The organism is Pseudomonas hydrolytica, from assembly GCF_021495345.1.
Classification (GTDB): domain Bacteria; phylum Pseudomonadota; class Gammaproteobacteria; order Pseudomonadales; family Pseudomonadaceae; genus Aquipseudomonas; species Aquipseudomonas hydrolytica.
Window position 1 is genome coordinate 4918632 of the sequence record NZ_CP099397.1, and the last position, 23262, is coordinate 4941893.

The 23262-nt window shown below is 65.3% G+C and carries 21 protein-coding genes; 16 read left to right on the forward strand and 5 right to left on the reverse strand.

The genetic code is table 11. The features are described 5' to 3' along the window. Nucleotides 1-81: 81 nt before the first annotated feature. From rfbA to L1F06_RS23210, 9 genes are all read left to right on the forward strand, one after another. The gene (gene rfbA, locus L1F06_RS23170) at nt 82-954 is read left to right on the forward strand and encodes a glucose-1-phosphate thymidylyltransferase RfbA (RefSeq protein ID WP_129482444.1); all 873 of its coding nucleotides are present in this window, start codon (nt 82-84) and stop codon (nt 952-954) included. Continuing rightward, nucleotides 951-1499, forward strand: a complete 549-nt coding sequence (rfbC, locus tag L1F06_RS23175; RefSeq protein ID WP_004374071.1) for a dTDP-4-dehydrorhamnose 3,5-epimerase — start codon at nt 951-953, stop codon at nt 1497-1499. The genes rfbA and rfbC overlap by 4 nt, the downstream gene beginning before the upstream one ends. Next, nucleotides 1496-2359, forward strand: coding sequence for a dTDP-4-dehydrorhamnose reductase (rfbD, locus tag L1F06_RS23180; RefSeq protein WP_129482443.1), 864 nt, complete (start codon nt 1496-1498; stop codon nt 2357-2359). Before rfbC ends, rfbD begins: the two co-directional genes overlap by 4 nt. A 52-nt stretch (nt 2360-2411) precedes the next feature. Further along, complete coding sequence (locus L1F06_RS23185; protein ID WP_096825303.1) at nt 2412-4226, forward strand: sensor histidine kinase; 1815 nt, start codon at nt 2412-2414, stop codon at nt 4224-4226. Then, nucleotides 4223-5608 carry a sigma-54-dependent transcriptional regulator gene (locus L1F06_RS23190; RefSeq protein ID WP_004374076.1) on the forward strand — a complete coding sequence of 462 codons (1386 nt, stop codon included), beginning with the start codon at nt 4223-4225 and terminating at the stop codon, nt 5606-5608. The genes L1F06_RS23185 and L1F06_RS23190 overlap by 4 nt, the downstream gene beginning before the upstream one ends. Nucleotides 5609-5890: 282 nt before the next feature. Beyond that, on the forward strand, nt 5891-6883 hold the full coding sequence (dctP, locus tag L1F06_RS23195) for a C4-dicarboxylate TRAP substrate-binding protein DctP (protein WP_012020075.1): 993 nt from the start codon (nt 5891-5893) through the stop codon (nt 6881-6883). A 136-nt stretch (nt 6884-7019) separates the two neighbouring features. Further along, nucleotides 7020-7649 (forward strand): TRAP transporter small permease, encoded by a 630-nt coding sequence (locus L1F06_RS23200; RefSeq protein WP_252576699.1) that lies wholly within the window; start codon nt 7020-7022, stop codon nt 7647-7649. Beyond that, nucleotides 7646-8926: a C4-dicarboxylate TRAP transporter large permease protein DctM gene (dctM, locus tag L1F06_RS23205; protein WP_012020076.1), complete on the forward strand. Its 1281-nt coding sequence runs from the start codon at nt 7646-7648 to the stop codon at nt 8924-8926. Before L1F06_RS23200 ends, dctM begins: the two co-directional genes overlap by 4 nt. A gap of 177 nt (nt 8927-9103) precedes the next feature. Then, nucleotides 9104-9787 (forward strand): DUF502 domain-containing protein, encoded by a 684-nt coding sequence (locus L1F06_RS23210; RefSeq protein ID WP_129484153.1) that lies wholly within the window; start codon nt 9104-9106, stop codon nt 9785-9787. Here the strand turns inward: L1F06_RS23210 and L1F06_RS23215 are convergent. After that, nucleotides 9784-10251, reverse strand: coding sequence for an Lrp/AsnC family transcriptional regulator (locus L1F06_RS23215; protein WP_129484152.1), 468 nt, complete (start codon nt 10249-10251; stop codon nt 9784-9786). The genes L1F06_RS23210 and L1F06_RS23215 overlap by 4 nt on opposite strands. Nucleotides 10252-10378: 127 nt before the next feature. On the opposite strand from L1F06_RS23215, the gene L1F06_RS23220 reads away from it, so the two are divergent. Together L1F06_RS23220 and tfpB are read left to right on the forward strand one after the other, a co-directional pair. Next, complete coding sequence (locus L1F06_RS23220) at nt 10379-10705, forward strand: ACT-like domain-containing protein (protein ID WP_003242415.1); 327 nt, start codon at nt 10379-10381, stop codon at nt 10703-10705. A gap of 97 nt (nt 10706-10802) precedes the next feature. Then, nucleotides 10803-12587 carry a type IV pilus assembly ATPase TfpB gene (tfpB, locus tag L1F06_RS23225; protein WP_003242416.1) on the forward strand — a complete coding sequence of 595 codons (1785 nt, stop codon included), beginning with the start codon at nt 10803-10805 and terminating at the stop codon, nt 12585-12587. A 2-nt stretch (nt 12588-12589) separates the two neighbouring features. On the opposite strand, the gene L1F06_RS23230 is transcribed toward tfpB, so the two are convergent. Continuing rightward, nucleotides 12590-13270: a murein L,D-transpeptidase catalytic domain family protein gene (locus L1F06_RS23230; RefSeq protein WP_129484151.1), complete on the reverse strand. Its 681-nt coding sequence runs from the start codon at nt 13268-13270 to the stop codon at nt 12590-12592. A gap of 261 nt (nt 13271-13531) precedes the next feature. On the opposite strand from L1F06_RS23230, the gene L1F06_RS23235 reads away from it, so the two are divergent. The 3 genes from L1F06_RS23235 to L1F06_RS23245 all read left to right on the forward strand — a co-directional run bounded on the left by L1F06_RS23235 (nt 13532) and on the right by L1F06_RS23245 (nt 15383). After that, nucleotides 13532-14467 carry an SPFH domain-containing protein gene (locus L1F06_RS23235; RefSeq protein WP_003242419.1) on the forward strand — a complete coding sequence of 312 codons (936 nt, stop codon included), beginning with the start codon at nt 13532-13534 and terminating at the stop codon, nt 14465-14467. A 3-nt stretch (nt 14468-14470) separates the two neighbouring features. Beyond that, on the forward strand, nt 14471-14920 hold the full coding sequence (locus L1F06_RS23240; RefSeq protein WP_003242420.1) for an NfeD family protein: 450 nt from the start codon (nt 14471-14473) through the stop codon (nt 14918-14920). Between the two features lie 121 nt (nt 14921-15041). Further along, entirely contained in the window at nt 15042-15383 is a 342-nt protein-coding gene (locus L1F06_RS23245; RefSeq protein WP_012020080.1) for a DUF2388 domain-containing protein, read from the forward strand. Nucleotides 15384-15642: 259 nt separating this feature from the next. Here the strand turns inward: L1F06_RS23245 and L1F06_RS23250 are convergent, their stop codons facing one another. The 3 genes from L1F06_RS23250 to desA all read right to left on the reverse strand — a co-directional run bounded on the left by L1F06_RS23250 (nt 15643) and on the right by desA (nt 19663). Further along, nucleotides 15643-16959, reverse strand: a complete 1317-nt coding sequence (locus tag L1F06_RS23250; RefSeq protein ID WP_129484150.1) for an OprD family porin — start codon at nt 16957-16959, stop codon at nt 15643-15645. A 430-nt stretch (nt 16960-17389) separates the two neighbouring features. Further along, the gene (locus tag L1F06_RS23255; RefSeq protein ID WP_129484149.1) at nt 17390-18361 is read right to left on the reverse strand and encodes a GGDEF domain-containing protein; all 972 of its coding nucleotides are present in this window, start codon (nt 18359-18361) and stop codon (nt 17390-17392) included. A gap of 111 nt (nt 18362-18472) precedes the next feature. After that, the gene (desA, locus tag L1F06_RS23260) at nt 18473-19663 is read right to left on the reverse strand and encodes a delta-9 fatty acid desaturase DesA (RefSeq protein WP_003242424.1); all 1191 of its coding nucleotides are present in this window, start codon (nt 19661-19663) and stop codon (nt 18473-18475) included. A gap of 168 nt (nt 19664-19831) precedes the next feature. Between desA and L1F06_RS23265 the strand changes: the two genes are divergently transcribed. Together L1F06_RS23265 and L1F06_RS23270 are read left to right on the forward strand one after the other, a co-directional pair. Next, nucleotides 19832-22132 carry a putative bifunctional diguanylate cyclase/phosphodiesterase gene (locus L1F06_RS23265; protein WP_129484148.1) on the forward strand — a complete coding sequence of 767 codons (2301 nt, stop codon included), beginning with the start codon at nt 19832-19834 and terminating at the stop codon, nt 22130-22132. A gap of 2 nt (nt 22133-22134) precedes the next feature. Next, nucleotides 22135-23256: an HDOD domain-containing protein gene (locus L1F06_RS23270; protein ID WP_012020085.1), complete on the forward strand. Its 1122-nt coding sequence runs from the start codon at nt 22135-22137 to the stop codon at nt 23254-23256. Nucleotides 23257-23262 lie beyond the last annotated feature (6 nt).

The window sequence follows — 23262 nt, forward strand, 5'->3', positions numbered from 1 at the left end:
TAAACTCCGCTTCCTCGCCTGTTTTTGCCTTGCATGGCTCTAGCTCGCGAGATCCTAAACAGGCTCCAAGGAGCAGGAATAATGAAAGGCATCATCCTCGCCGGCGGCTCCGGCACCCGGCTGCACCCCATCACCCTCGGCGTGTCCAAGCAACTGCTGCCGATCTACGACAAACCGATGATCTATTACCCGCTGTCGGTCCTGATGCTGACCGGCATTCGCGAGATCCTGATCATCTCCACTCCGCAAGACCTGCCCAACTTCCAGAAGATGCTCGGCGATGGCAGCCAGTTCGGCATCGACCTGCAATATGCCGAGCAACCCTCTCCCGATGGCCTGGCTCAGGCCTTCCTGATCGGCGAGTCGTTCATCGGCGACGACTCGGTATGCCTGATCCTCGGTGACAACATCTTCCACGGCCAGCACTTCACGGAAATGCTGCTACGCGCCGCCAGCCAGCCGAGCGGCGCCACGGTATTCGGTTACTGGGTGAGCGATCCCGAGCGCTTCGGGGTAGTGGAGTTCGATGCCGCCGGTAATGCATTGTCGATCGAGGAGAAGCCGGCCGATCCCAAATCCAGCTTTGCCGTGACCGGCCTGTACTTCTATGACAACGACGTGGTGCAGATCGCCAAGGACGTAAAACCGTCCGCCCGCGGCGAACTGGAAATCACCGACGTCAACAATGCCTACCTGGCGCGCGGGAGCCTGCGTGTGGAGCGCTTCGGCCGCGGCTTCGCCTGGCTCGACACCGGTACCCACGACAGCCTGCTCGAAGCCTCGCACTACGTGCAAACGGTGGAAAAGCGTCAGGGGCTAAAGGTCGCCTGCCTGGAGGAAATCGCCTATCAACAGGGCTGGATCGATCGCGAAAAGCTGCTGTCCTGCGCCAAGGCACTGGGCAAGACCGGCTACGGTCAGTACCTGTACAAACTGGCGGAGGAGTCGTTGTGAAAGTCATCGCAACTGCACTACCGGAAGTGCTGATTCTCGAACCCCAGGTATTCGGCGACGAGCGCGGCTTCTTCTACGAAAGCTTCAACGCGCGGCGCTTTGCTGAAGCCACCGGGGTGAACCGCGAATTCGTCCAGGACAACCACTCGCGCTCGGCGCGTGGGGTGCTGCGCGGCCTGCACTATCAGTTGCAGCAGGCCCAGGGCAAGCTGGTGCGGGTCAGCGCTGGCGAGGTCTATGACGTGGCGGTGGATGTGCGGCGCAGCTCACCGAACTTCGGCAAATGGGTCGGCGTGCATCTGTCGGCCGAGAACAAGCGCCAACTATGGGTGCCGGAGGGTTTCGCCCATGGTTTTCTGGTGCTCAGCGAGTACGCCGAGTTCCTCTACAAGACCACCGACTACTACGCCCCCGCCCATGAGCGCTGCATCCGCTGGGATGATGCGCGCCTGGCCATCGACTGGCCGCTGGACGGGCTGACGCCGCAACTGTCGGCCAAGGACCAGCAGGGCCTGAGCCTGCAGGACGCCGAGACATTCGCATGAAGATCCTAATCAGCGGCCACACCGGCCAGGTCGCCCGCGAACTGCAACTGGCCCTGCGCGAGCACGAACTGGTCAGCCTTGGCCGTCAGGCATTCGACCTGTCGCGCCCGGACAGTCTGCGTGAAACCATCCTGCGCGAGCGCCCGGCACTGGTCATCAATGCAGCGGCCTATACCGCCGTCGACCAGGCCGAACAGGAGCGCGAGCTGGCCTTCACCGTCAATGCCGAGGCACCGGGCGTCATGGCCGATGCCTGCTTCGAGCTGGACATCCCGCTGATCCACTACTCCACCGACTACGTCTTCGACGGCAGCAAGGCCACACCCTACCGCGAGGCCGATACGCCACACCCGCTGGGTGTCTATGGCGCCAGCAAGGCGGCTGGCGAACAGGCGCTGCGCATCAGCGGTTGCGACCACCTGATCCTGCGCACCAGCTGGGTCTACTCGCAGCACGGGCGCAACTTCCTGCTGACCATGCAGCGCCTGCTGCAGGAACGCGAGGAGCTCAGCGTGGTGGACGATCAGATCGGCGCGCCGACCTGGGCCGGCAGTATCGCCAGCGCCACCGCCGAGCTGATCGACAAGTGGCAGCAGGGTCGCCATCACTGGGGCACCTACCACCTGACCTGCCAGGGCGAAACCAGCTGGTTCGGTTTCGCCAGCGCCATCGCCGAGCGCCTGCGTGCGGCCGGCAAGCCCTGCGCCAGGCTGCGCCCCATCCCCAGCAGCGAGTACCCGACGCCGGCGCAGCGCCCGCTCAATTCGCGCCTGGATGGCGAGCGCCTGGAACAGGAATGGCAGGTTCGCCTGCCGGACTGGCGCGCGGCACTGGACGCCTGCCTGCAACGCATGAACTGAAGGCTCCCGGCGGAACGTGCATAATGCGCCGATCATCCCGGCGCAGTTTTCCATGAGCTCGATCCCCGCCACGCCCCGACGCCTCCGCTGGCGCAGCCTTGTGCTGCTGGCGCTGCTGCTCGCTCCGCTGCTGTGGCCGGTGCATTACCTGGCCGAGCGTTATTACCGTGAGGTGCTGATCGAGCAGAATCGGCAGACGCTGGACCTGTATGTCGCCAACCTGCTCGGCACGCTGCGCCGCTACGAGGTGCTGCCGCAGATCCTCGGCGACCTGCCCGGTCTGCGCGCCGCCCTGCAGGCTCCGGAAGACCCCGCCGTGCTGGACAACGCCAACCGCCTGCTGGCCCGGGTGAAGAGCCAGACCGGCGCCGACGTGATCTACCTGATGAACCCGCGTGGCCTGACCCTGGCCGCCTCCAACTGGGACAAACCCGACAGCTTCGTCGCCGGCAACTTCGCCTTCCGCCCCTATTTCCGCGAAGCCCTGGCCGGACGCCTGGGACGCTTCTTCGGCCTCGGCACCACCTCCGGCAAGCGCGGCTACTACTTTGCCTACCCGGTGCGCGAAGGGGAACAGAACATCGGCGCACTGGTGGTCAAGGTCGACCTCGACCACACCGAGACCCTCTGGGGCAATACGCCCGAGCAGCTGCTGGTCACCGATACCAATGGCGTGGTGATTCTCACCTCGCGCCCGGACTGGCGCTTCCACGCCAGCCGCCCGCTCGATCGTGTCGAGCAGGCCGCCATCGCCGCCAACCAGCCTTACCCGACCCAGGCCCCGCCAGCCCTGAATCTCGATCCGGACGCCTGGCTGACGCAAAGCCGCGCACTGGAAGAGACCGGCTGGACGGTGAGCATCCTTGCCCCGCGCGTGCTGCTCGACCGCCCGGTACGCAGCGCCGTAGCGGTAGGCGCCGCGGCCCTGCTGGCCCTGCTGCTGTTGCTCGGCCTGCTGATCCTGCGCCGCCGCCACTACCTCGAACGCATCGCCCTCGATGCCCGCGCCAAGGCCGAACTGGAGCAGCGCGTGGCCGAACGCACGCACGACTTGGAACTCCTCAACAGCCGACTGAAACAGGAAGTGCTGGAGCGCGAGCAGGCCCAGCAGGAACTGGTGCGCGCCCAGGACGAACTGGTCCAGGCCGGCAAGCTGTCGGCCCTCGGCACCATGAGTGCGAGCATCAGTCATGAGCTAAACCAGCCGCTGGCCGCCATTCGCAGCTACGCCGAGAATGCCAGCACCCTGCTCGACCACCAGCGCAACGACGACGCCCGCGCCAATCTCAAGCTGATCAGCGAGCTAACCGAGCGCATGGCCTCGATCATCGCTCACCTGCGCGCCTTCGCCCGCCGTGACCAGCACGCCCCGGAGCGAGTCGCCCTGCAGCCGGCGCTGGACGACGCCCTCGCCCTGCTCGCCAAACGCCGCCGGGCCATGGATGTGGAGCTGATCCGCGACCTGCCGGACGCCACGCTCTGGGTCCAGGCCGGCGAAACGCGCCTGCGCCAGGTGCTCGGCAACCTGCTCGGCAATGCCCTGGACGCGCTGAGCGACAGGGCGCCACCGCGGCGCATCTGGATCAGCGTGCAGCAACAGGACCAGCACCTCGAGCTGCTGCTGCGCGACAATGGCGCGGGCTTCTCGGCCGAATCCCTGGCGCGCGCCCGCGAACCCTTCTTCACCACCAAGACCAGCGCTCAGGGCCTGGGGCTCGGCCTGGCCATCTGCGACAGCCTGATCCGCGCCCTGGACGGCGAGCTGCTGCTGGCCAATCATCCGGCGGGCGGCGCGCTGATCACCCTGCGCCTGCGCCTGGCCAGCCCCGGCGTCAACCTGCAACCTTCTGAGGACCCTTCGCCATGACCAGCGACAGCGCCATCGACAGCCGCATTCAGGTTCTGCTGATCGACGACGATGCCCACCTGCGCCAGGCGCTCAGCCAGACCCTCGACCTGGCCGGACTCAAGGTGCTCAGCCTGGGCGATGCCCAGGGCCTGGCCCAGCGTATTCCGGCTGACTGGCCGGGCGTGGTGGTCAGCGATATCCGCATGCCCGGCATCGACGGCCTGCAACTGCTGCAGCAACTGCGCGAGCGTGACACCGAGCTGCCGGTGCTGCTGATCACCGGCCACGGTGATGTGCCGCTGGCGGTGCAGGCGATGCGCGCCGGTGCCTATGACTTTCTGGAAAAGCCCTTCGCCAACGAGGCGCTGCTCGACAGCGTGCGCCGCGCCCTGGAACTGCGCCGCCTGGTACTGGACAACCGCAGCCTGCGCATGGCGCTCAACGACCGCCAGCAACTGGCCGGGCGTCTGGTCGGCCAGTCGCCGGCGATGCAGCGCCTGCGCGAGCAGATCGCCGCCCTGGCCGGCATCGCCACCGATGTGCTGATCCTCGGCGAAACCGGTGCCGGCAAGGAGGTGGTGGCGCGCGCCCTGCACGATCTGTCCAGCCGCCGCGACGGCCCCTTCGTCGCCATCAACGCCGGTGCGCTGGCCGAATCGGTGGTGGAGAGCGAGCTGTTCGGCCACGAGGCAGGCGCCTTCACCGGCGCGCAGAAACGCAGAATCGGCAAGTTCGAGTTCGCCAATGGCGGCACCCTGTTCCTCGACGAGATCGAGAGCATGAGCCTGGACGTGCAGGTCAAGCTGTTGCGCCTGCTGCAGGAGCGCGTGGTCGAACGCCTCGGCGGCAACCAGTTGATCCCGCTGGATATCCGCGTGATCGCCGCGACCAAGGAAGACCTGCGCCAGGCCGCCGATGCCGGGCGTTTCCGCGCCGACCTCTACTACCGCCTCAACGTCGCGCCGCTGTCCATTCCACCACTGCGCGAGCGCGGCGAGGACGCCCTGTTGCTGTTCCAGCACTTCGCCGAAAGCGCCGCCGCCCGCCATGCGCTGCCGCCGCGAGAGCTGCAGCCGGGTCAGCGTGCCCTGCTGCTGCGTCACCCCTGGCCAGGCAACGTCCGCGAGCTGCAGAACGCCGCCGAGCGCTTCGCGCTCGGCCTGGAACTGGCGCTGGACAGCAACGCGCCGAACCTGCCGCCGGTCAACGGCGGCCTTAGCGAGCAGGTCGAAGCCTTCGAGCGGGCGCTGATCGCCGCCGAGCTGAGCCGCCCGCATGGCTCGCTGCGCAGCCTGGCCGAGGCGCTGGGCGTGCCGCGCAAGACCCTGCACGACAAGCTGCGCAAGCACGGCCTGAATTTCTCCGGCGCTGGCGGAAGCTCGCCAGAGGATTTCGACTGACTGGCGGCAAACCGCCAAACGCGCTGCCGGCACGCCTCGGCCGGCAGCCGGCAGAATGCCACCAAGGCCCGTAGAACGGGCTTTACCGGCGCACCGACAGCGCGCTCATGCGGACTGGCACAAGGGTTGCTCTAGGCAAACTCCAAGCGAACCCACAAGTACAAGTCCAGGCCTCGCTGACGCCCCCGGCGTTTTTCCCCAAGCCGCCTAGACTTGCCCTTGTTCGTTCGTCAGCAGCGCTTCGGCGCCAATGCGATAAACACAACAAGAGGAAGCATCCGCATGTTCAAACTGTCTGCCAAGGCGCTGGTCTGCGCCCTGTCCCTGTCCATCGCTGGCGTGGTTCACGCTGCCGATCCGATCGTCATCAAGTTCTCCCATGTGGTTGCCGAGCACACCCCGAAAGGTCAGGGTGCCGTTCTGTTCAAGCAACTGGCCGAGGAGCGTCTGGCTGGCAAGGTCAAGGTCGAGGTCTACCCGAACTCCTCGCTGTTCGGCGACGGCAAGGAAATGGAAGCGCTGCTGCTCGGCGACGTGCAGATGATCGCCCCGTCCCTGGCCAAGTTCGAGCATTACACCAAGCAGCTGCAGGTGTTCGACCTGCCGTTCCTGTTCGACGACATGGCTGCGGTGGATCGCTTCCAGAAGAGCGCTGAAGGCCAGAAGCTGCTGACCTCCATGACCGACAAGGGCATCACCGGCCTGGCCTACTGGCACAACGGCCTGAAGCAGCTGTCGGCCAACAAGCCGCTGCTCGAGCCCAAGGACGCCCGGGGTCTGAAGTTCCGCGTACAGGCTTCCGCAGTGCTGGAAGAGCAGTTCAAGGCCGTGCGCGCCAACCCGCGCAAGATGAGCTTCGCCGAGGTCTATCAGGGCCTGCAGACTGGCGTGGTCAACGGTGCCGAGAACCCCTACTCGAACATCTACAGCCAGAAGATGCACGAAGTGCAGAAGTACATCACCGAGTCCAACCACGGCCTGCTCGACTACATGGTGATCACCAACACCAAGTTCTGGGACGGCCTGCCGGCAGACGTGCGTGACGAGCTGAGCAAGATCATGGACGAGGTCACCGTCGAGGTGAACAAGCAGGCTGACGCCCTCAACGAAGGCGACAAGCAGCGCATCCTCGAAGCCGGCAGCACCGAAATCCTGACGCTGACTCCGGAGCAGCGCAATCAGTGGCGCGAAGCCATGCAGCCGGTATGGAAGAAGTTCGAAGGCGAGATCGGCGCCGATCTGATCAAGGCTGCACAAGCGGCCAACCAGCAGTAAGGCCGGAGAGCCGTAGGGTGGGCGGTATCGGCAGATAGCGACCCACCACGGTGCCCGCGCGGGCACCGTCATGCTGCAACCGGTGGGTCGGCCCAGCTGCCCCACCCTACGCCCTTTCCATTCGGGAGAACCGACCATGAACGCCTTGCGGCGCGTCTGGGAGCACTTCGAGGAAGGCTTCATCGCTTTCCTCCTGGCGGCCATGACGCTGATCACTTTCGTCTACGTGATCCTCAACAACTTCTACACCCTGTTCTACTGGCTGGGTGACACCTTCGGCGGTAACGAGACTCTGCTCGCTATCGGCGACTTCATTCTCGACATGGCCCAGGCGATGACCTGGAGCAATGCCCTGACCAAGGCCCTGTTCGGCTGGCTGATCTTCTTCGGCCTGGCCTATGGCGTGCGCACCGCCGGCCACATCGGCGTCGATGCCCTGGTCAAGCTCGCCCCGCGCGGTATCCAGCGCATCATCGGCGTGATCGCCTGCCTGTGCTGCCTGGGCTACGCCGGCCTGATCGCGGTCGGCAGCTTCGACTGGGTCCGCACCCTGTTCATCGCCGGCATCGGTGCCGAAGACCTCGGCCACTACGGCATTCAGCAGTGGCACATCGGCATGATCGTGCCCTTCGGCTACGCCATGGTGTTCGTCCGCTTCCTCGAGATCCTGGTGCGCATCCTGCGCAATCAGCAGACCGGCCTGGGTCTGGCCGACGAGGCCGCCGACGCCCTGAAGGTCAATGAGCACGAGGAGCCCAAGCAATGACCGTCCTGTTCCTCTTCCTGCTGCTGTTCCTGCTGATGTTCATCGGCGTGCCGATCGCTGCGTCGCTCGGCCTGGCCGGCTCGATCACCATCATGCTGTTCAGCCCCGACTCGGTGCGCTCGCTGGCGATCAAGCTGTTCGAGACCTCCGAGCACTACACCCTGCTGGCCATCCCGTTCTTCCTGCTCTCCGGTGCCTTCATGACCACCGGCGGCGTGGCCCGTCGCCTGATCGACTTCGCCAACGCCTGCGTCGGCCACATCCGTGGCGGCCTGGCCATCGGTGCGGTGCTGGCGTGCATGCTGTTCGCCGCACTGTCCGGCTCCTCGCCGGCCACCGTGGCCGCGGTCGGCTCCATCGCCATCGCCGGCATGGTGCGTTCCGGTTATCCGCAGGCCTTCGGCGCCGGCATCGTGTGCAACGCCGGTACCCTGGGCATCCTGATTCCGCCGTCGATCGTGATGGTGGTGTACGCCGCCGCCACCGAGCAGTCGGTGGGCAAGCTGTTCATGGCCGGCGTGGTGCCCGGCGTGATGCTCGGCCTGGCGCTGATGATCGCGATCTACATCGTCGCGCGCATCAAGAAGCTGCCGGCCCTGCCGCGCGCCAGCTTCCGCGAGTGGCTGCGCGCTGCGCGCGAGGCGTTCTGGGGTCTGCTGCTGATGGTGATCATCCTCGGCGGTATCTACAGCGGCATGTTCACGCCCACCGAGGCCGCGGCCGTGGCGGCGGTCTACGCCGGCTTCGTCGCGCTGTTCGTGTACAAGGACCTGACCATCCGCGAGTGCCCGAAGGTGCTGCTGGAGTCCGGCAAGCTGACCATCATGCTGATGTTCATCATCGCCAACGCCATGCTCTTCGCCCACGTGCTGACCACCGAGCAGATCCCGCAACAGATCACCGCCTGGGTGGTGGAGCTGGGCCTGCAGCCCTGGCAGTTCCTGCTGGTGGTGAACATCGTGCTGCTGGTGGCCGGGGCCTTCATGGAGCCCTCGGCGATCATCCTGATCCTCGCGCCGATCCTCTTCCCCATCGCCATGCAGCTGGGCATCGACCCGATCCACCTGGGCATCATCATGGTGGTGAACATGGAGATCGGCCTGATCACGCCACCCGTGGGACTGAACCTGTTCGTCACCTCGGCGGTGACCGGCATGCCGCTGACCCACGTGATTCGCGCCGCCCTGCCGTGGCTGATGATGCTGATCAGCTTCCTGATGGTGATCACCTACATCCCGGCCGTGTCCATGACCCTGCCGAACCTGCTCGGTATGTGAACCACGCTATCCAACGCTGCTTCTTTGGTACTTTGTGTACCGACTCCGCCCGGCCTGAGTGCCGGGCTTTTTTTTTGCGCCGCACCAACTTCCATCAGCTCTCGCAACGCGCTGTTGTGCGCAGAATCGCCCGGCTTGGCGTAAAGTCGCCTGCACACTCGCTAAGGAGCCGGATGCATGATCAGAAGCAGCCTGAAATCCATCGTCACCACCTGGCTGACCGGCCTGCTGTCACTGCTGCCCCTGGTGCTCACCCTGGCCCTGCTGGCCTGGATCTTCAGCCTGCTCAACCGCCTGGTCGGGCCCTCGACCCTGATTGGCCAGTTGTTCGCCGCACTCGGCCAGCCGTTCTCCAGCAACAGCTACCTGGCCTATCTGCTCGGCAGCCTGGTGCTGCTGGCCAGCCTTTATCCACTGGGCCTGGCGGTGCAGATGGGGCTGCGCAGGCCGCTGTCCTGGCTGCTCGATCGCACCCTGCGGCGCACCCCGCTGATCGGCAACTTCTACAACCTGGCCGACCGCTTCGTCGGCCTGCTGGACAAGAGCAAGAACCCGGATATCACCACCATGGCACCGGTCTGGTGCTTCTTCGGCGGCGAGGGTGTCGCCGTACTTGCCCTGCGCCCCAGCTCGGAAACCATCGAGCTGGAGGGACGCCCCTACTGCGCGATCCTGGTCCCCACCGCGCCGATCCCGGTCGGCGGTGGCCTGCTCTATGTGCCGCAGGCGTGGATTCGTCCGGCCGAGATGGGCGTCGATCAGCTCACCAGCATCTACGTTTCCATGGGCCTCACCCCGCCGCCGGGCAAACGCCATCCCGAACGCGGCACGCCGACCCCGCCAGCACCGACCAGCCCCTAGCCCAGCGGCAGGCTGGTGGTCGACTTGATCTCCGACAGGGCGACGATGGAGTTGACCTCCTGGATCCCCGGCACCAGCGACAGCTTCTCGAAGAAGAAGCGCTCGTAGGCCTCGATGTCACGGGTGACGATGCGCAGCATGAAGTCCACCGCTCCCATCAGCACGTGACATTCCAGTACCTCGGGAAACTCGCGCATGGCCTCGGCGAACTCGGTGAGGTTGGAGCGGCCATGGGCGTTGAGCTTGACCTGGGCGAAGACCTGGGTGTGCAGACCGATACGCTTGCGATCGAGCAGGGTCACCTGCTTGCGGATCACCCCCTCCTCCTTGAGGCGCTGGATGCGGCGCCAGCAGGGCGATTGCGACAAGCCGACGCGCGCGGCGATCTCGCCGGTGGACAGGCCGGCATCCTCCTGCAACAAGGCAAGAATGCGCTGATCGTACGAATCCAGAGCTACGGACATAAAAAATCCCTCAGACAGCCAATACAGGGCAAGACTATCCACAAGATCTAGGTTTTCCCACTAAACCAGGCAGAACTTTTGCCGCCGGAAAGCGGAAACTTAGGCAAAACCTGCCCGAGTGACCGCCATGCCCGATACCACGCCGTTTCCCGCCCTGCCTCAGCGCCGCGATCCCTGGCAGGATCGCGCCGATGCCTGCGTCGAATACCAGTTGCGCACCGATGCCGAAGCCGACGTGATGTGCCGCCTGCTCGGGCTGTTCGCCCAATTGCAGCTGCTCCCCGAGGCTCTGCACATGGAACGCTTGCAGGACGACCTGCACATCAGCCTGCGCCTGCCCGGCCTCTCGCTGCACCGGGCCGGCGTGCTGGCGCAGAAACTGCGCGGTCTGGTGTGCGTGTGGCAGGTGGATTGGCAGCATCTGGATCACAGCCTGGAGACGGAGGTGGCCTGAAGCGGGCGCTCGATCACGCCGGCCCCTTCGCCCTGCCGGCGCTTTTCGGGCATCCTAGTTCGGCTACCCTTGTCCAGGCCGACCCCGAGGAGCCCGCATGTCCGCATTTGCCGCCACCGCCCAAGACCGCGTACTGGATCTTGGCGACCTGCTGCGCGAGCTGGTTGCCCAGGGCCGGGTCGCCCAGGAGGTGGCCGAGCAGTGCCTGGCGATTCGCCGCAGTTCGCTGAACAACACCCAGCACCCGCTGGAATTCCTCGCGGCGCAGCAGGTCGACGACCTGACCCGCCCGGGCAAGAAACTCGATCTGGAAACCCTTACCGTCTGGCTGGCCAACTTCGCCGGCCAACCCTACCTGCGCATCGACCCGCTGAAGATCGACGTACCGGCCATCACCCCATTGATGTCCTACGCCTTCGCCCAGCGTCACAAGATCCTTGCCGTGGCGGTGGACAGCGAGAGCGTGACCATCGCCAGCAGCCAGCCGCTGGTGCACAGCTGGGAAGCCAACCTGATCCACGTGCTCAAGCGCCCGATCAAGCGCGTGGTGGCCAACCCGGCGGACATCCAGCGCTTCACCACCGAGTTCTATCGCCTGGCCCGCTCGGTCAGCGGTGCCAATGCCACCGACCAGAAGATCAGCGGCGTCGGCAACTTCGAGCAATTGCTCAGCCTTGGCGCCCAGGATCAGGAGCCGGACGCCAACGATGCGCACATCGTCAACATCGTCGACTGGCTGTTCCAGTACGCCTTCCAGCAGCGCGCCAGCGATATCCACATCGAACCGCGCCGCGAGCAGGGCACCGTGCGCTTTCGCATCGACGGCGTGCTGCACAACGTCTACCAGTTCCCCGCCCAGGTCACCATGGCGGTGGTCAGCCGCCTGAAGAACCTCGGCCGCATGAACATCGCCGAAAAGCGCAAACCCCAGGACGGCCGGGTCAAGACCAAGACTCCGGACGGCGGCGAGGTGGAGCTGCGCCTGTCCACCCTGCCCACCGCCTTCGGCGAGAAGATGGTGATGCGTATCTTCGACCCCGAGGTGCTGCTGAAGAGCCCGGACCAGCTCGGCTTCTCCCCGGACGATCTGCGCCGCTGGCATAGCATGACGAGCCAGCCCAACGGCATCATCCTGGTCACCGGCCCCACCGGCTCGGGCAAGACCACCACGCTCTACACCACGCTCAAGCAACTGGCCACGCCGGAGGTGAACGTCTGCACCATCGAGGACCCGATCGAGATGATCGAGGGCGCCTTCAACCAGATGCAGGTGCAGCACAATATCGACCTGACCTTCGCCAGCGGCGTGCGCGCCCTGATGCGCCAGGACCCGGACATCATCATGGTCGGCGAGATTCGCGACCTGGAAACCGCCGAGATGGCCATCCAGGCCGCACTCACCGGTCACCTGGTACTCTCCACCCTGCACACCAACGATGCCCCCAGCGCCATCACCCGCCTGCTGGAACTGGGCGTGCCGCACTACCTGCTCAAGGCCACCATCCTCGGCGTCATGGCCCAGCGCCTGGTGCGTACCCTGTGCCCGCACTGCAAGGCACCGGTGCAGCTGGACGAAGACACCTGGAACGGCCTGACCCGGCCCTGGAGCTCGCCACTGCCGACCCAGGCGCACCACGCCGTCGGTTGCCTGGAATGTCGCGAAACCGGCTACCGCGGCCGCGCCGGCGTCTACGAGATCATGCTGATCAACGACGCCATCAAGCCGCTGATCAGCGCCGACACCGACCTCACCGCCCTGCGCCGCGCGGCCTTCAAGGATGGCATGCGCAGCCTGCGCCTGTCCGGTGCGCAGAAGATCGCCGCGGGCCTGACCACCATCGAGGAAGTGCTGCGCGTCACGCCGCAGAGCGAGCATCGCTGAGTTCAGCGCGCCCCTGCGGCGAGTTGGCGGCACGGCGACAGCGCGGACGCATCCAGCCAGCGCGGGTCGGAATGCCAGGCGAAGAGGAACTGACCGCCCACCAGCTGATCGACCACCGTTCGCGCCACCTCCTGCCTGACCGCCGGACAGCCCAGGCTGCGCCCCAGACGGCCGTGCGCCTGCAGCCAGCCGGAGCTCACGTAGTCGGCGCCATGGATGACGATGGCGCGCTCGCGCGCCCGATCGTTGAGGCCGGGCTCCAGGCCATCCATGCGCAGCGAGTAGCCGTGCTTGCCGCTGTAGCTTTCCGCGGTGCGAAACAGGCCGAGGCTGCTCTGGTGGCTCCCCGGCTCGTTGGAAAACAGCGCGGCGACATCCTCGCCGGAGCCACGCCCATGGGCGACCAGATCGCGCAGCAGCAGGCGCCTGCCCTGCAGGTCGAAGATCCACAGGCGCCGTGCGCTGGAGGGCTGCGAGTAATCGATCACCGCCAGCCGACTGGCAGCCCCTGCGCCCCGACTCTGCGCACAGCGCATGGCGCCGAGCGCCTGGCGCAGGGCCTGCACTTCAAGCTCGGGCGCCTGCCTGGTCAGCGCCTCGAACAGCTCGTCGGCGCACGCGCTCGCGGCGCCAAACACACCGAACAGCAGCACCAGAGCATGACGGCCAATGGCTCGAAACATCGACCTGCCCTCTCCTCCCGCAAGACATCTGTCATACGAGCGAAGATAGCCCAATGGCCAGGCTCGCGGCAGCTCGGCGGACGGACAGCGAACACTCTGCCGACAATGAGCGCCAGGTCACGTCTGCGCCCAGCCGGCAACGCCGGCACCAGGCACTGAGAAGGGGTCGGCGGCAGGCGCATAGCGACTATGCTTAGATGCCAGAAGGCCACTGCGCACCTTGCGCAGGGCCGCTCATATGCGCACGAGGGAGATCGCACTATGGAAATCGGTGGCGTCCTGCTGCTGTTCGTCGGCCTGGCCGTGGCCATCGTCTACATGGGGTTCAAGGTGGTGCCGCAGGGCTCGGAATGGACGGTGGAGCGCTTCGGCCGCTACACCACCACGCTCAAGCCCGGCCTCAACATCATCGTCCCGGTGATGGACCGTATCGGCCGCAAGCTCAACGTGATGGAAAGCGTGCTCGATATCCCGCCGCAGGAGGTGATCAGCGCCGATAACGCCATCGTGCAGATCGATGCGGTGTGCTTCTTCCAGGTGATCAATGCGGCCCAGGCCGCCTACGAGGTCAACGACCTGGAGCACGCCATCCGCAACCTGGTGATGACCAACATCCGTACCGTGCTCGGCTCCATGGAGCTGGACGCCATGCTCAGCCAGCGCGATGCGATCAACGAGCGTCTGCTCAAGACCGTGGACGAAGCCACCGCCCCCTGGGGTATCAAGATCACCCGGATCGAGATCAAGGACATCAGCCCGCCCGCCGACCTGGTCGAGGCCATGGCCAGCCAGATGAAGGCCGAACGCCTCAAGCGCGCACAGATTCTCGAAGCCGAAGGCTCGCGCTCGGCCGCCATCCTCACCGCAGAGGGGCACAAGCAGGCGGAGATTCTCCGTGCCGAGGGCGAGCGCCAGGCCGCCTTCCTCGAAGCCGAGGCTCGCGAGCGGGCAGCCCAGGCCGAAGCGGAGGCGACTCGCGTGGTATCCCAGGCGATTGCCGAGGGCAACGTGCAGGCGGTCAATTATTTCGTCGCCCAGAAATACGTCGAGGCGCTCGGGCAACTGGCATCGGCCAACAACAGCAAGGTGGTGCTGATGCCGCTGGAGGCCAGCCAGGTGATCGGCGCGGTGGGCGGCATCGGCGAAATCGTCAGGGCCACCTTCGGCGCCGATGCTACAGGCGGGAAGCGGGGCTGATCGATGATCCATTACCTGCAACACCTGTCTTTCTGGGACTGGCTGGCGCTGGCCACTGTCCTGCTGATACTCGAAGTCTTCGGCGCTGGCGGCTACCTGCTGTGGATCGGCCTGGCCGCCGCCTGCGTCGGCGTGCTCACCTATCTGTTTCCCGAGCTGCCCTGGGTCTGGCAGTTCTTCCTGTTCGGCCTGCTGGCCATCCTCACTGCCGTGGTCTGGTGGCGCCGTCAACGCAGCATGCTGCGCCCCAGCGACCAGCCCGGCCTCAACCGCCGCGGCAGCGAACTGCTCGGCCGGCGCTTCGCCCTGCACGAGCCCATCGTCGGCGGTCGCGGCAAGATCAAGGCTGGCGACAGCCTGTGGCTGGTCAGCGGACCTGACCTGCCGGTAGGCAGTCAGGTCAAGGTCGTGGCCCAGGACGGCGTGATTCTGCGAGTCGAGCAGGACGCCTGAGCGAACGCGAAAGAGGCCATTCGACGGTGGCCGGTCATGGCGACCGGCCATCGCCCACAAGGAACCACAAGGGGCCCGCACGACTCTGAGCAAGGGAGTCAATCCACAGGAGTACCCCCCCATGCGAGTAATGAGCCGAGCCGCCCTGGCGCTGAGCGCCGCCCTGATCGCTCAGACCGCCGCCGCCGATGGCCTGCTGCGCGACATTCTGTCTTCCGGCGCCACGACTGCGTCCACCTACCTGACCTTCAAGGATCGCAAGCTGGTCGCCGCCGCCGAAGAGGATGCCAGCAGCTTCGTCGCCAGCGCCGGAGAGATCCGTGGCCCGCATTTGGAAGCGGCGCTACAGCAGCTGCGCAGCGATAACCCGCAGTTGCGCGATAGCGACGACATGGCCCTGGCCAGCGCCATTCTCGCTGCCTCCGCGGCACCGCTGGATGCCAGCACCGCCGACGCACGCTGAGCGCAAGCGCGAAGCAGAATTGGCGGTCGATGCACCCGATATGGCCGGGGCAAGCGCATCCATTTGCGAGCGTCGCAAGGAGCTTGCCGCGCAGCAGCGGATTGGGTGTATTCAGCTAGTACGGGCTCTGCCAGTGGGCTCGCGCTGCAGCCGACCGATATCGCGTTCATAAAAAATGCCCGCATCCAATGGATGCGGGCATTTTCATCAAGCCTCCGGAACGACAGGCCTGCAACAGGCCTTCCGGAGAGCTGCCGACTTACAGCAGCGGCAGGGTGTAGCTGACGATCAGACGGTTCTGGTCGGCGTCGGCGGTAGAGGTGTTGCCACGCAGCACACCGTGGCGCCAGCCCAGACCCAGGCCCTTCAGGGCACCTTCCTGGAACACGTAATCCAGGGCGATGTCGCGCTCCCACTCCTTGGCCTCGTTGGCGCCAGCAACCTGAATGTTGGTGCCTTTCAGGTAGATCACCGACGCTTTCAGACCCGGAGCACCCAGGTTGGCGAAATCGTAGCTGTACTGACCGAAGGTGGTGCGTTCGCCGGCACGGGTAAAGCTGTTAACCAGGCGGTCGGTCAGCAGGTACACGCTGGCACCAGCGGAACCTTCGATGCCACCCTGGTTCAGCTGCACGAAGTTGCTGTCTTCAGAAACGCGCTGATGACCCAGCATCACGGCATGGCTGCCCAGGCTGTAAGTGAACGCGGCGCTCCAGGTGTTGTTGTCGATCTTGCCATCGCCATTACGGGTGTAACCGCCCACCGAGTAGCCGGCTTCTTTACCGTTCTTGCCATCGGAATTGGTGCGGAAATAGCGCAGATCGGTCTTCAGGGTGCCTTCACCCAGCGCCAGGTTGTGGCCCAGGCCGGCGAAGTGCTGCTTGTAGTAGTCTTCGAGGTTGGCGTAGTAGTACTGAGCAGTCAGGTCGCTGTTTACTTTCCAGTCACCACCGGCGAAGTAGAACTTGTTGCTGGCTTCGCTGCCGCCGGCAACCGACAAACCGGTGCTGTTGCTCGAAGCACGGCCTACGGCGTGCTCGATCTGACCGGCAGTCAGGGTCAGGTTGTCGATTTCGTTAGAGGTGATCTGACCACCTTCGAACAACTGCGGCAGCAGACGGCCGTCGTTGGATACCAGGATCGGCAGGCGCGGAGTCAGGGTGCCGATACGTGCCTCGGTCTTGGAAACACGGACCTTACCGGTCAGACCGCCCTTGCTGAACTCATCAACGGCGCTGCCATCGCTTTCCAGCGGGAACAGAGCACCCGGGGTGCGATCACGACCAGTCTTGTTGGCACGGCCACCGGAGTCCAGCTTCACACCCAGCAGGCCTACCGCATCAACACCGAAGCCTACGGTGCCTTCGGTGAAACCGGAGGTGTAGTTGAAGATGAAGCCTTGGCCCCACTCCTTCGCTTCACCGTTGTTGTTGGCGGTGTTCTTGGTGTTGTGGTCGAAGTAGAAGTTGCGCAGAGTCAGGTTGGCCTTGCTGTCACCGATGAAGTCAGCAACGGCTACTTGGCTCAGGCCCAGGGTGCTGGCGGCTACGGCCAGTGCCAGGGAGGTCTTTCTCATTATGTTTCTCTCCAGTGTGTTTAAGGTGACGCTTCGTCCGGACACAGACTTCGGCACGAAGAGGCAGGCCGGAACGAATGGGGCATACGCACCCGCACGCCAGGACACGGCTCGAGGCCTGGCCGAAACGGATGCGGAAGAAACTCAGGAAGAACGGAACAACGGCGCGCGCGCAGGGGCAGCCGAGATGAGGCGGGCAGAGTGGTGCATGGTGGTGCTCTCACGTCGTTGTTATTTTGCGCCGACATCCCAGCCGGCATCGTCCAGGGCCCTATGCAGGGACCGCGCCAGAATCAGGCAAGGCCATCGCAAGGCTTCTAGAACAGTAGGTTACAGTTTTTCTGCAGAGCAGTTACCGCTTGATGACCAGGCATGACCGGCAATTTTCCGCTTATGAGAACCCCCTCTCAGGCGGAAAATCGCCAAGCCCTCAGCCCAGGACGATCTGGTTCTTGCCCTGGCGCTTGGCCAGGTACATGGCGGCATCGGCGCGTGCATAGAGCGCGTCGAGGTTGACGTCGGCAGCGCGCATGCTGGTCAGCCCCTGGCTGACGGTGATGCCGAAGCTGACGCCCTCATGCTGGAAGCTCAGGCGTTGCACCTCGCGCTGCAAGCGCTCGGCTACCTGCAGGGCGACATCCGGTTCGCAGCCGGGGAACAGGGCAGCGAACTCCTCGCCACCGATGCGACCGAACAGGTCGCCGCGACGCAATGCGTTGGCGCCGCACTGCGCCAGACGCTGCAGCACCTGGTCACCGAGCTGATGACCGTACTGGTCGTTGATCTTCTTGAAGTCGTCGAGATCGAGCAGCAGGAAGGCCAGCGGGCTGCCGAACTTGCGCGCGTGCTCGAATTCGCGGCGGGCACATTCGAAGAAGTGCCGGCGATTGCTGCTCTGGGTCAGCACGTCGGTGGTGGCCAGACGATGCAGCTCGCCTTCCAGACGCTTCTTCTCGGTGATGTCCTCGGCGATGCCGACTATCACGCACCCCTGCCCTGCCCCCGAGCGTGGGCTAACGAAGCACTTGTCGCTGAGCCAGCGCAACTGGCCATCGGAGCGGATGATGCGGTACTCACGAAACTCCACTGCGCCGGTTTCCAGTACCTTGGCCAGGCTCTCGGCGGCGTAATCGAGATCGTCAGGGTAGATGCTGTTGCGCCACTCTCCGTAGTCGGCCAGCAGCAGGGCCGCGGAACGGCCGAAAATGCGTTCGTAGGCAGGGCTGACGTAGATCACCCGCTGCTCATCCCAATCGAACGCCCAGAGCGCGGCGTTGACGCTGCCGAGCAGGCTGCTGAACAGCTGTTCGCGCTCTCGCAGCCGCTCCACCTCGGCACGGCTGTGCAGCAGGGCCAGGGTCAGTTCTTCCAGCTCAGAAACACCGTTGCCTTGATCATCCATCACAGCGGCCATCCAATCCCTCGCATAAGCATAAAGTGAGCATAGTGCGAGCTGTTGGACAAAGACAAAGGCCCGCCGTTCGGCGGGCCCTTGGAGGAAATGCGCAGCGGTTTAGACTGCGGCGGCAGCGGGACGCAGCGAGTAGGTCTTGAGCTGCTCGGCGAACTCGCGCAGCGACTGGATGCCGCTGGCCTCGGCCTCATGCACCCACTGCTTCATGGCCTCGAGCATGTCGTGGCCGTTGCTGCTGGTCTTGACCCAGATCTGCTGCAGCGCCAGGCGCTTCTCGTAGATCACCTTGAGTGCCTGGCTTTGCGCCAGCAGGTCGGCGATGCGCGCGTGGTGCTGCTCTTCCAGCAGGCTCGGCTCACGCGACAGCAGGCGCTTGGCACGGCGGAACAGGTGACGAACGGACTCGTCGGCCTTGGCCACTTCCTGCTTGACCAGCGGTGCGATCACCAGCTTGCGGTACTGCGCCATGATCTGGAAGCGGTTGTTGAGGATGGCCATGGCGGTGTCCATGTCCAGGCTGCGCTTGCCTTCGACCCGATGGGCGATGGGCGCGACGCGCTGCACCTGGGCCAGACCGAGGAAGCTGAAGAGCTTGATCCAGGCCCAGCCCATGTCGAATTCCCACTTCTTCACCGACAGCTTGGCGCTGTTGGGGTAGGTGTGGTGATTGTTGTGCAGCTCCTCGCCGCCGATCAGGATGCCCCAGGGCACCAGGTTGGTGGCCGCGTCACGGCACTCGAAATTGCGATAGCCCACGGCATGGCCGAGACCGTTGATCACGCCGGCGGCCCATACCGGAATCCACATCATCTGGATTGCCCAGACGGTGATGCCGAGCACGCCGAACAGGGCCAGATCGATGATCGCCATCAGCGTTACGCCGCCGATCGGATAGCGGCTGTAGACATTGCGCTCGATCCAGTCGTCCGGACAGTTCTTGCCGTAGATACGCAGGGTTTCCTGGTTCTTCGCCTCTTCCTGATAGAGTTCGGCGCCTTTGCGCAGCACGGTGCCCAGCCCCTTGATCACCGGGCTGTGCGGATCATCGACGGTTTCGCACTTGGCGTGGTGCTTGCGGTGAATCGCGGTCCACTCGCGGGTGTTCTGGCCAGTCGTCAACCACAGCCAGAAACGGAAGAAATGCTTGAGCGCGGGGTGCAGTTCCAGCGCACGGTGCGCGGAGTAGCGGTGCAGATAGACGGTGACGCTGACGATGGTCACATGCGTCATCAGCAGGGTCGCAGCGATCAGCTGCCAGACCGAAAGGTCGAGTAAACCGTTGTACCACATGGACGCAGATGCCTCTTGAAAGGGAAACGCGGCTTGTCCTACAAGGACTCACCTGGGCGCATTATCGCTGACCCAAGACAGAAAACCAGTTGGTCTTTTAGATAAGAATGTTTCGGCCTCGAAGCATCTATACTGCCCAGCATTTACCGGGAGCGCAGCCACCAGCCCATGCGTATCGACATCGCCGCCTTGCGCCTGACCCTGGGCTACCTGCTGCTCGCCGGTCTGTGGATTCTTCTCAGCGACCAACTGTTGACCGTGCTGGGCCTGTCACTGGCCCAGCTGGAACGGCTGCAATCGCTCAAGGGCCTGATCTTCGTCGGCCTGACCGCGGCGTTGCTGTATCTGGTGCTGCATCGGCACGCCCAGCAGTACCGGCGCGCTCGCCTGCAACTGACCAGCAATGAGGAGCGCCTGCGCCTTGCCCTGGATGCCACCCGCGACGGGCTCTGGGATTGGGATTTCGCCGCCCGGCGGGTGTTCTTCTCCCCCAGCTACGCCGCCCTGCTCGGGTTGACCCCGCAGGCGCTTGGCGACACCCGCGATGCCTGGGCCGAACGCCTGCATCCGGAAGACCGCGAGCGGGTGCTGCAGGCACTGGCCGTCGACCAGCAGTACGACAGCTACGACAACGTTTACCGCCTGCGCCACGCCGACGGCACCTATCGCTGGTTCCACTCGCGCGGCCGCCTGTTGCGCGACGAAGGCGGGCGGCCACAGCGTTTCATCGGCATCGCCAGCGACATCACCCAGCAACGCGCCAACGACGAAAGCCTGCGCCAGGCTGCGGCCGTATTCGATGCCACGCAGGAAGGCGTGCTGGTCACCGACCCCGAGCAGCGCATCGTTCACGTCAACCCGGCCTTCAGCCGCATCACCGGCTACAGCGCCGAAGAGGTCCTGGGACAGCACCCCACCCTGCTCAAGTCCGGCCGTCACGACGCCGCCTTCTACCAGAGCCTGTGGCAAGCCCTGCACAATCGTGACGCCTGGAGCGGTGAGGTATGGAACCGGCGCAAGAGTGGCGAGATCTACCCGCAATGGCAGTGCATCCGCGTCATCCACGACGAGCATGGGCGCATCAGCCATTACGTCGCGGTGTTCTCCGACATCACCGCGCTCAAGCGCTCGCAGCGCGAACTCGACTACCTCGCCCATCACGACCCGCTGAGCAACCTGCCCAACCGGCTGCTGTTCACCGAGCGGATCGCCCACGCCCTCGAACGCAGCAAGAGCGAGCAACTGCGTGGCGCCGTGCTGCTGATCGATCTGGATCACTTCAAGCACATCAACGAAAGCCTTGGCCACAACGTCGGCGACCTGCTGCTCAAGAGCGTCGGCGAGCGATTGCAGCAGGACCTTCCCGGCGGCTGCACCCTGGCCCGCCTGGGTGGCGACGAATTCGGCCTGCTCAGCGAAACCTGTGCCGGCGCGCCCCAGGCCGCCGAGCTGGCGCAGAACCTGCTGCGCTGTCTGGAGGCGCCCTTTCGCCTCGATGAGCACGAGTTGTATATCGGCGCCAGCATCGGCATCAGCCTGTTTCCGGATGATGCCGACAGCGTCGAGCAGGTGCTGCGCAACGCCGACTCGGCCCTGTTCAAGGCCAAGAGCAGCGGGCGCGAGGGCTATGCCTTCTACGTGCAGGAACTGACCGATTACGCCCGTCAGCGCGTGGAGCTGGCCAGCAGCCTGCGCCACGCCCTGGACAATCATGAGCTACGGGTGTTCTACCAGCCGCTGCACGACTTGGAGAACGGCAACCCGGTCGGCATGGAAGCGCTGGTGCGCTGGCAGCATCCGCAGCGCGGCCTGATTCCCCCAGCGGAGTTCATCCCGATCGCCGAAGACAACGGCATGATCGGCCCCATCGATGCCTGGGTGCTGGAGCAGGCCTGTGGCCAGATGATGCGCTGGAATGCCGAAGGCTCTGCCCTGCGCTTCGTCGCGGTGAACGTCTCCAGCCGCCTGTTCAGCCGCGGCGAGCTTGATCTGAAGGTGGCCCAGGTCCTGGCGGAAACCGGCCTGTCGCCGCAGCAGCTGGAACTGGAGGTGACCGAGAGCGCGATCATGGAAGATCCCGATGCCGCCCTCTCCCTGCTGACCCGCCTGCGCGCCCTGGGCGTGCGCCTGGCCATCGACGACTTCGGTACCGGTTACAGCTCCCTGGCGCGCCTCAAGCGTCTGCCGGTGGACAAGCTCAAGCTCGACCAGAGCTTCGTGCGCGGCCTGCCGGACGACATCGAGGACGCCGCCATCGCTCGCGCCGTGATCGCGCTGGGCCATAGCCTGGGCCTGTACGTACTGGCCGAAGGCATCGAGTCGCCGGCTCAGGTGGACTTCCTGCGCGCCCTCGGCTGCGATTATGGCCAGGGCTATCACTTCGGCCGTCCCGCACCGGTAACCGCGAACCATGGCGGCACGCCGATGGCGACCGTGGCACAGGCCAGCCAGACCGATACGAGGAGCTGAGCATGCGCGTACTGATTCTCGAGGACGACCCCTGGATCGCCGACCTGCTCAAGCAGATCGTGCTCAGCCTGCGCCCTGCCGCCCGCATCGACTGTCAGGCGCGGGTGAGCGACGCCATCTCGGCCTGGCAACGCGAACCCGCCCAGCTGGTGATCGCCGACTGGAACCTGCCGGACGGCAGCGGCACCCTGCTGCTGCAGGCGGTGCGCAGCCAGGATCGCCAGGTGGCCCTGGTGATGGTCACCGCGCGCGCCGACCGCGACAGCGTGCTGGAGGTACGCCCGCTGGGCATCAGCGCCTTCATCACCAAGCCCTTCCAGGTGCCCAAGGTGCTGGACTGCCTGCGCCGCCTGTTACCCGAGGATGATGAGCCGGCCGTGGCCATCGTCAGCGATCAGGATTTTTCTCACCACCTCGCCGCCTTGCCAGACGAGGAAATCGATCTGCCGCTGCGCGACGAACTCTGTCAGCAGCTGCGCGAGGCGAGCGAAGCCCCTGCCACCCTGCAGCAACTCGACGAGCACTGGCAGCAGGACCCGGCAGTGCAGGCCCGGCTGATCGCAGCGGCCAACAGCAGCCTCTACAACAGTGCCGGGCAGCCCTGCATCAGCCTGGCTGATGCGGTCAAGCGCCTGGGCGCCGCCACCGCGCTGAATTTGATCCAGGGGCTGGCGCTGCGCCCGGTGGCCAGCCTGCAGGACGCCGATCTGAAGGCGCTGGCGCAGGGGCTCCTGGAGACCCAGCTGAACTTGCGACAGCGGGTCGGCGACCTGGCCAAAGCCTGTCAGCTGGACCCCGCGCCGCTGCAGAGTGCCGCCCTGCTGCAGGGCATGGGCGAGCTGGCCGTGCTGCAGCAGGCGCAGCTCTGGCGCAACCGCGCGCTGCCCCTGAGCGACGCTCAGCTGCAGCAGGCCCTGCGACAACACAGCAGCGAGCTGGCCAACCGGCTCAAGGCCCACTGGCGCCTGCCCATTCCGCTGCGCGAGCTGATTGGCGCCTGCTATGGCCTGGCGCCGGGCAACACCCGCCGCGAACCTATTCTCATGCGTCTGGCCAGCGCCGAACTGCACAGCGCCGAGAGCCAGGAAGTGCAACGCCTGCGCCGTCTGGCCGGGCTGACCTGAGGCGCG